The 7,119-nt window shown below is 69.3% G+C and carries 8 protein-coding genes and 1 riboswitch; of the genes, 2 read left to right on the top strand and 6 right to left on the bottom strand.

Annotated features, from left to right (window positions below):
- Window positions 1-41 precede the first annotated feature (41 nt).
- On the top strand, window positions 42-2,516 hold the full coding sequence (locus ACZ58V_RS13220; protein ID WP_471290682.1) for a transglycosylase domain-containing protein: 2,475 nt from the start codon (window positions 42-44) through the stop codon (window positions 2,514-2,516).
- Between the two features lie 6 nt (window positions 2,517-2,522).
- Here the strand turns inward: ACZ58V_RS13220 and ACZ58V_RS13215 are convergent, their stop codons facing one another.
- The 3 genes from ACZ58V_RS13215 to ACZ58V_RS13205 all read right to left on the bottom strand — a co-directional run bounded on the left by ACZ58V_RS13215 (window position 2,523) and on the right by ACZ58V_RS13205 (window position 3,728).
- On the bottom strand, window positions 2,523-2,843 hold the full coding sequence (locus ACZ58V_RS13215) for a DMT family transporter (RefSeq protein ID WP_184593181.1): 321 nt from the start codon (window positions 2,841-2,843) through the stop codon (window positions 2,523-2,525).
- 34 nt (window positions 2,844-2,877) lie between these two features.
- Window positions 2,878-2,945: riboswitch (guanidine-III (ykkC-III) riboswitch) on the bottom strand.
- A gap of 52 nt (window positions 2,946-2,997) precedes the next feature.
- Entirely contained in the window at window positions 2,998-3,354 is a 357-nt protein-coding gene (locus ACZ58V_RS13210; RefSeq protein WP_193478325.1) for a GroES family chaperonin, read from the bottom strand.
- Between the two features lie 44 nt (window positions 3,355-3,398).
- Window positions 3,399-3,728: a DUF3618 domain-containing protein gene (locus ACZ58V_RS13205; protein ID WP_468190286.1), complete on the bottom strand. Its 330-nt coding sequence runs from the start codon at window positions 3,726-3,728 to the stop codon at window positions 3,399-3,401.
- Window positions 3,729-3,823: 95 nt separating this feature from the next.
- Here ACZ58V_RS13205 and bcp point away from each other — a divergent pair, with 95 nt between their 5' ends.
- Window positions 3,824-4,291, top strand: a complete 468-nt coding sequence (bcp, locus tag ACZ58V_RS13200; protein ID WP_471290045.1) for a thioredoxin-dependent thiol peroxidase — start codon at window positions 3,824-3,826, stop codon at window positions 4,289-4,291.
- A gap of 67 nt (window positions 4,292-4,358) precedes the next feature.
- Here the strand turns inward: bcp and ACZ58V_RS13195 are convergent, their stop codons facing one another.
- Genes ACZ58V_RS13195 through ACZ58V_RS13185 form a run of 3 tightly spaced genes read right to left on the bottom strand, consistent with a single transcriptional unit; the run spans window position 4,359 to window position 6,966 of the window.
- Window positions 4,359-5,090: an ATP-binding cassette domain-containing protein gene (locus ACZ58V_RS13195; protein WP_468190290.1), complete on the bottom strand. Its 732-nt coding sequence runs from the start codon at window positions 5,088-5,090 to the stop codon at window positions 4,359-4,361.
- Window positions 5,087-5,683: a hypothetical protein gene (locus ACZ58V_RS13190; RefSeq protein WP_468190292.1), complete on the bottom strand. Its 597-nt coding sequence runs from the start codon at window positions 5,681-5,683 to the stop codon at window positions 5,087-5,089. Before ACZ58V_RS13190 ends, ACZ58V_RS13195 begins: the two co-directional genes overlap by 4 nt.
- Window positions 5,683-6,966: a hypothetical protein gene (locus ACZ58V_RS13185; RefSeq protein ID WP_468190294.1), complete on the bottom strand. Its 1,284-nt coding sequence runs from the start codon at window positions 6,964-6,966 to the stop codon at window positions 5,683-5,685. The genes ACZ58V_RS13190 and ACZ58V_RS13185 overlap by 1 nt, the downstream gene beginning before the upstream one ends.
- Window positions 6,967-7,119: the final 153 nt, after the last annotated feature.

Below are 7,119 nucleotides of genomic sequence, written 5' to 3'. Positions count from 1 at the left end.
CACCACAGCCCCAGGCCGACAACGACCCGGGCACGGTACAGATCCGGGCCGTCGGCGCCGCGGGCGCCGCACGAGGCCGGACGGGCGGTGTCCCGGGCGCGGCTCAGGCCCGGACGGACAGCGCCCAGGGCGCGCCGCGCCCCCAGGCCGGCGACGGCCCGGGCACGGCGCAGCTGCCGGCGGTCAGCGACCCGGGGGGCGGGCCGCAGGCCAAGTCCGGCGGGAAGCGGAAGCGGACCGGCTGGCGCCGGGTGATCCCGACCTGGCGCATGACGCTCGGCGGCTTCATCATCGTCGTCATGCTGCTGATCGGCGGCTTCTTCCTGGGCTACTCACTGGTCCAGATCCCGCCGGCCAACGCGCTCGCCACCAAGCAGGCCAACGTCTACCTCTACGCGGACGGCTCGGTGATCGCCCGCGACGGCGAGATCAACCGGGAGAACGTCACCCTCGCGCAGATCTCCAAGGACGCCCAGCACGCGATCCTGGCCGCCGAGGACCGCGACTTCTACACCGAGTCCGCCGTCGACCCCAAGGCCATGGTCCGCGCCGCCTGGAACACCGCCCTCGGCAAGGGCAAGCAGTCCGGCTCCACGATCACCCAGCAGTACGTGAAGAACTACTACCTGCGCCAGGAACAGACCGTCACGCGCAAGGCCAAGGAGTTCTTCATCTCCATCAAGCTGGACCGCGAGCAGAGCAAGGACCACATCCTCGAGGGCTACCTCAACACCAGCTACTTCGGCCGCAACGCCTACGGCATCCAGGCCGCCGCCCAGGCCTACTACGGCATGGACGCGACCGACCTCGACCCGGCCCGCGCCGCCTACCTCGCCGCGCTCGTCAACGCGCCCAGCCAGTACGACGTCGTCGCCCACCCCGAGAACCGCAAGGCCGCCGAGTCCCGCTGGAACTACGTCCTGGACGGCATGGTCAAGAAGGGCTGGCTCAGCGAGTCGAAGCGGGCCGGCATGAAGTTCCCCATGCCGAAGGAGTCCACCCTCTCCACCGGCATGTCCGGCCAGCGCGGCTACATCGTGCGGATCGTCAAGGACTACCTCACCCAGAACAACATCATCGACGAGGACAAGCTCGACGCCGGCGGCTACCGCATCACGACGACCCTGCAGAAGGGCAGGCAGGACGCCTTCGTGAAGGCCGTCAACGACAAGCTGATGTCCAAGCTGGACAAGAAGAACAACAAGGTCGACACGTACGTACGCGCGGGCGGCGCCGCCGTCGACCCCAAGACCGGCAAGGTCGTCGCGATGTACAACGGCGTCGACTACGTCAAGCAGTACACCCCCAACGCCACCCGCAGGGACTTCCAGGTCGGCTCCACCTTCAAGCCCTTCGTGTTCACCTCGGCCGTCGAGAACGCCTCGCGGACCCAGGACGGCCGCGTGATCACCCCGAACACGATCTACGACGGCACCAACAAGCGACCGGTCCAGGGCTGGACCGGCGACCCGTACGCCCCCGAGAACGAGGACCAGCACTCCTACGGTCCCATCACCGTCACCGAGGCCACCGACAGCTCCGTCAACTCGGTGTACGCGCAGATGGCCGCCGACGTCGGCCCCCAGAAGGTCAAGCAGACCGCGATCGACCTCGGCGTCCCCGAGACCACCCCGGACCTCGCCGACGGCCCCGCCATCGCACTCGGCACGGCCACCGCCAGCGTCCTCGAGATGGCGGAGTCGTACGCCACGCTCGCCAACCACGGCCGGCACGGCACGTACACGATGGTCGACAAGGTCATGAAGGAGGGCACGCCCATCGAGCTGCCCGAGCGCCGCACCCGGCAGGCCGTCAGCCGAGAGGCCGCCGACACCACCACCTCGATGCTGCAGAGCGTCGTCCAGAACGGCACGGCCTCCGCCGCGCAGGCGGCGGGCCGCCCCGTCGCCGGCAAGACCGGCACCGCCGAGGAGGACACCGCGGCCTGGTTCGCCGGCTACACCCCCGAGCTCGCCACCGTCGTCTCCGTCATGGGCCAGGACCCGGTCACCGCCGCGCACAAGTCGCTGTACGGCGCGATGGGCGAGGCCCGCATCAACGGCGGCGGGGCGCCCACCGAGATCTGGACGCAGTTCACCCAGGACGCCCTCAAGAACAAGCCGGTCACCGACTTCGACCTCAGGCTCCAGCCAGGCTCCGACGTCACCGAGGCCCCCAGCCCCGAGACCCCCGTCGACCCGACCACGGGCGAAACCGCCGACGAAAGCGACACGACCACCGGCGGGGACACCGGCACCCAGTCCCCCAGCCAGACCCCGAGCGCGCCCGAGAGCCAGACCGACGGCGGTGTCACCGACGGCAGCACGGGAGGCGAATCCCCGACCGGCGGCGGCACCGCGGACGGCGGAACCGCCGACGGCGGCACGACGGAGGGCGCCGGCGGCACGGCCGACGGCGGCACCACGGAAGGCGGCGGCACGGCCGACGGCGGCGGGGGCGGCGTTCCCACCGGCCCCGGCTGGGGCTTCGCCCCACAGGGCGCGCGCCGCGAATAGATCAGCTCAGTGACCCGAGGTCGCCTTCAGTCCCACCACGGCGACCAGCAGCAGACACACGAAGAAGATCCGGGCGGCGGTGGCGGGCTCCCCCAACACGGCCATACCGACCACCGCCGCCCCGGCCGCACCGATCCCCACCCACACGCCGTAGGCGGTACCGATGGGCAGGGTCTTGGCGGCCTGGGACAGCAGCAGCATGCTGACGACGATTCCGGCACCGGTGAGAACACTGGGCAGCGGGCGGGTGAAGCCGTCGGTGTACTTCATACCGATCGACCACCCGACTTCGAGCAGACCGGCGACGACGAGCAGAACCCAGGCCATGACGGGCACCTCCGAGAGACAGGCTGACGGTCCAGGTGCGTCGTCTTTGCCTTCGTCCCGGTACGGCGCGTCTCGTCGGGTCCCTCCAACGTAGCAAACACCACGGCGAAGGGCCGGTGACAACGGTCACCGGCCCTTTCCTCGTGCTGTGGGATTACAGGTAGAGGCCCGTCGAGTCCTCCGCGCCCTCGAACCGGTCCGCGGCCACGGCGTGCAGGTCCCGCTCACGCATGAGCACGTACGCGATGCCCCGCACCTCGACCTCGGCGCGGTCCTCCGGGTCGAACAGAACCCGGTCGCCCGTCTCCACGGTCCGCACGTTCTGCCCCACCGCGACGACCTCGGCCCAGGCCAGCCGCCGGCCGACCGCCGCCGTGGCGGGAATCAGGATGCCGCCGCCGGAACGCCGCTCGCCCTCGCTGGTGTCCTGCCGCACGAGTACGCGGTCGTGCAGCATCCGGATGGGCAGCTTGTCCGGATGGGTGCTGTGCTCGTTTCTCTTGGCGCTCACGCCCTGAAACCTACCTGTCTTCGCCGCGAACGTACGCAGTCGGGTCAGCCCTTGCGCCGCCGCGTGCCGAGGGCGAGCAGCCCGACCACACCGACCACCACGAGGGCGACCGGCACGACCCGCTCCAGGCGCGGCGCACCGGCCTCGTCGACGAACCGGGCCCGCACATCGGTGACGGCCCGGTTGACCCCCACGTACGCCCGCCCGAGGGTGTGATCGATATTGGACGCGACCCTGGCCTTGGCGTCCCCGACGATCGTCTTCGGGTGCACCCGCACCCCGATCTCGTCGAGGGTCTCGGCCAGGGTCTCGCGGCGGCGCCTGATGTCCGCCTCGATCTGCGCCGGGGTCCTGGTGTCCGCCGTGTCCGCCACCGTGTCGCCTCCGAAGTCGGTATAAAGCCTGTGCCGGACAGTCTGTCAGCTCCACGGCTCATAGCACCGTCAGCACCCCCGGTTAGGCTGGTCCGATGAGCGAGCGACTCCAGCCGGGGGACGTGGCCCCCGCCTTCACCCTGCCCGACGCCGACGGCACCGAGGTGTCCCTGGCGGATCACAAGGGCCGCAAGGTCATCGTGTACTTCTACCCGGCCGCCCTCACCCCCGGCTGCACCAAGCAGGCCTGCGACTTCACGGACAACCTGGAGCTGCTGACGGGCGCGGGCTACGACGTCATCGGCATCTCCCCCGACCAGCCCGAGAAGCTGGCCAAGTTCCGCGACAAGGAGTCCCTGAAGGTCACGCTGCTGGCCGACCCGGACAAGCAGGTCCTGGACTCGTACGGCGCCTTCGGCGAGAAGAAGAACTATGGCAAGACCTACATGGGCGTCATCCGCTCCACGATCGTCGTGGACGAGGAGGGCAAGGTCGAGCGCGCGCTGTACAACGTCCGGGCGACGGGCCACGTAGCCAAGATCATCAAGGATCTGGGGATCTGATCCGGTCGAACGGGGATCAGAACCGCTGCGGGCCGATGATCTCGGCCCGCAGCAGAGACCCGAACGGTCAGGCCGACTCGAGCAGGGTCGTATACGCCCCCTCGGCGGCCCGGCCCTGCGCCGTACCGGGCGGAGTGTGGGCGAGGAACTCGCTGGTGGAACCGCTCTGCACGAGACGTCCGCCCACCAGAACGGACACGTGATCGGCCTCTTCGGCGAGGTCGGTCACATCGTGCGTGGACAGCAGGATGCGGACCTCGTCCTTGACCGAGGCAAGGAGATCGCGGAAGACCCGTCGCTGACGTGGGTCCATGCCGGCCGTGGGTTCGTCCAGGAGGAGCACCCGTGCGTCGTGGACCAGGGCACAGGCAACGCCCACCCGCCTCAGCTGGCCGCCCGAGAGCTGGCCGGTGCGGGTGTCGGCGCGCTCCGACATCTCGACGCGGGACAGCGCTCGAGGAGCGTTGGCCCAGGCAGCGCCTCTGCTCATTCCCTTCAGCCAGCCCACATAGGCGACGTACTCGCGTGCCGTGAGTGAGGGCAGGGGGGTGATGTTCTGCGGCATCCAGGCCACCGTCCGCCGGTAGTCCTTGCTCTTCGCGTCAAGTCCGTCCCACGTCACGGTTCCCCGTTGGGGCGCGGTGACGGCAGCGGCCAGCTGCAGCATCGTCGACTTCCCGGCCCCGTTCGGTCCGAGAAGGATGGTCAGTCCGTCCGGAAGGCGGTAGTTGAAGTCCTTCAGCACGGCAGCCCGCCGCCGGCCGTAGGCGAAGGTGCAGGAATCGAGAACAAGCGTCATGCGGCTCTCCGTGCGATGCGGTTCGGTGAAAGGAGGTGGGCGCCGACGCCGACGGTGAGCATCAACAGGGCTCCCGTGGTGGCGTACCAGGTGCCAGGCGGTTCGAGGAGGACGGTCCACGGGTAGGCGTCGCCGGGCGCTCTCATGCCGAAAAGCACGCCGAGCAGCGGCCACAGTGCCGGAACGAGGACGGCGGATCTCCCGAAGAGAGCCCCGCACAACAGGGTGAGGCCGGCGAGGAAGGCCGTGTTGCGGCCCAGTGTCTCGGCCGAGGCGGCCCCGGTGATCATGGCGATCGCCTCGCCCACGGCACACGCGAGTGCCACCACGCCGAGTGCGAGCAGGACGTCGAAGAACCTGACGGGTCGGATTCCGGTGTTCTCGGCGGCGTCCAGCCGGGTGTGCAGACAGTCGAAGAGGACCGAGGTCAGGACGAGCGGGACGAGGGTGGCGGCCTGCACGAGCTCGGCGCCGCTGGACCAGATGGACGGCAGGAAGAGAGGGGTGTCCTGAACGATCGCCGCCAGAAGCGCGAACATCAGGAAACCCAGGGGCAGCCGGGTGTGGGCGCGGCGGGCACGCAGCCACCACATCACGTTGTTTTCCCGCCTCCCCGGCAGGCCTCCGCCACGGTCGTCTCGTACCAGGCCATCTGCTGGGCCTCGCTCAACCGCAGAACCTTCCCTACTCGGTCCTGGAGACGGCTGCGTTCCTGCGGGGTGAAATCGGGTTCGGAGCTGAGCCGTCTCAGGTAGGTGTCCGCCTGCCCGACTTTGGAGGACACCCAGTAGTACACCTGGCGGGCCGGACCGGTGGCGGGAGGGGCGCATTCGAAACGCACTACCTCGCGGGCGATCTGGTAGCGAACGGTGCCGGTCGCCTGGCCGACCCCGAGCGGGACGGTCCAGTCGTCCTTCGTGGACGGTTCGGGATACCGGAGGCTGAGGGAAATGTCCCTGATGGATGTCGGCTCGGCAGGCAGACCGGCTCGACGCAGGATCGCCAGCGTCGCCGCCGCTTCCTCGGAGAGAGCGGAGATGTGCCCGGCGCGCGCCTCGGGCAGACAGATGCGGGGGGACTCCCCGGCACAGGCGATCGAGCCGTGACCGGTGCTCCGTGGGCCTATGTAGCTCCAGTTGCCGACCAAGGAGAACGATCCGAACGCGCAGGCGAAGACGAGTGCTCCCGCGACGGCTCCTCGCAGCCAGCGGGAGACAGGTGCCCAGAGCAGAACCATGGCGATGGCGGAGCCGACGGCGAGCAGGAGGGGAGCCGCGAGGGCGGCTGCGGTGGGCAGTTCGCCGAACATCATTTTTCCGGCGAAGAGGCCGGTGAGGTGACGGGGCCACGGTGTCTCCAGTCCCGTGGACCAGCCGACGACCAGGAAGTCGATGACCGCGATGATCGGCACCACAGCGATGTGCCGAACGGTGGCTCCGACGGCGAATCCGACGATGCCGTGGGCGACACAGAGCACCAGTCCGAAGGCCAGCAGCGTGAGGCCGGGCAGATCGGGTGCGACCTGCTCTTGGACCAGGGCGCACAGCGTGGGAAGGATGAGGAGCAGCCAGGCCAGTGCGACCACGGGAGACAGATGCTGTGCGGCGATGGTGTAGCGGGATCGCACCGCCCCCAGCCTCCAGATTCCGGAGGCTCCCAGCTTCCGCGCCTCCCACGCGGCGAGACCGGAGGCAACCGCGAAGGCCACCGGCAGCAGGTTGCGCAGCACCGCGTCGACCACGGTCGCGGAGTAGCCCAGCGGATCGATGCGGAGGTCGTCACCGAGATCGGTGGCGTAGTAGGCGAACACGAGGAGCAAGGCGACAGGCGCGACCCGCAGCGCGCTGCTGGACCTGATGAGTGTGAGGGGTTTCACTTCTTGGCTTCCTGGAGCGGTCCGAACAGGGGACGTGGGGGGGGGGGGGGGGGGGGGGGAAAAAACCCCGGAAGACGATAGAAAAGAAGAAAGAGAGGAGGGGGAGCCCCCCCACCCCGCCCCCACACAAAAACACACACCATTTCTCCCCCC

Source organism: Streptomyces sp. NPDC040589 (assembly GCF_055594445.1).
Note: the sequence above shows the minus strand (reverse complement) of the source record. Positions and strands in the feature narration are given on the sequence as shown.

Bases quoted from the DNA above. Each gene is read 5' to 3' on its own strand.
- ACZ58V_RS13215 (WP_184593181.1), bottom strand. From the start codon at position 2,843: ATGGCCTGGGTTCTGCTCGTCGTCGCCGGTCTGCTCGAAGTCGGGTGG.
- bcp (WP_471290045.1), top strand. From the start codon at position 3,824: ATGAGCGAGCGACTCCAGCCGGGGGACGTGGCCCCCGCCTTCACCCTG.
- ACZ58V_RS13195 (WP_468190290.1), bottom strand. From the start codon at position 5,090: ATGACGCTTGTTCTCGATTCCTGCACCTTCGCCTACGGCCGGCGGCGG.
- ACZ58V_RS13190 (WP_468190292.1), bottom strand. From the start codon at position 5,683: ATGTGGTGGCTGCGTGCCCGCCGCGCCCACACCCGGCTGCCCCTGGGT.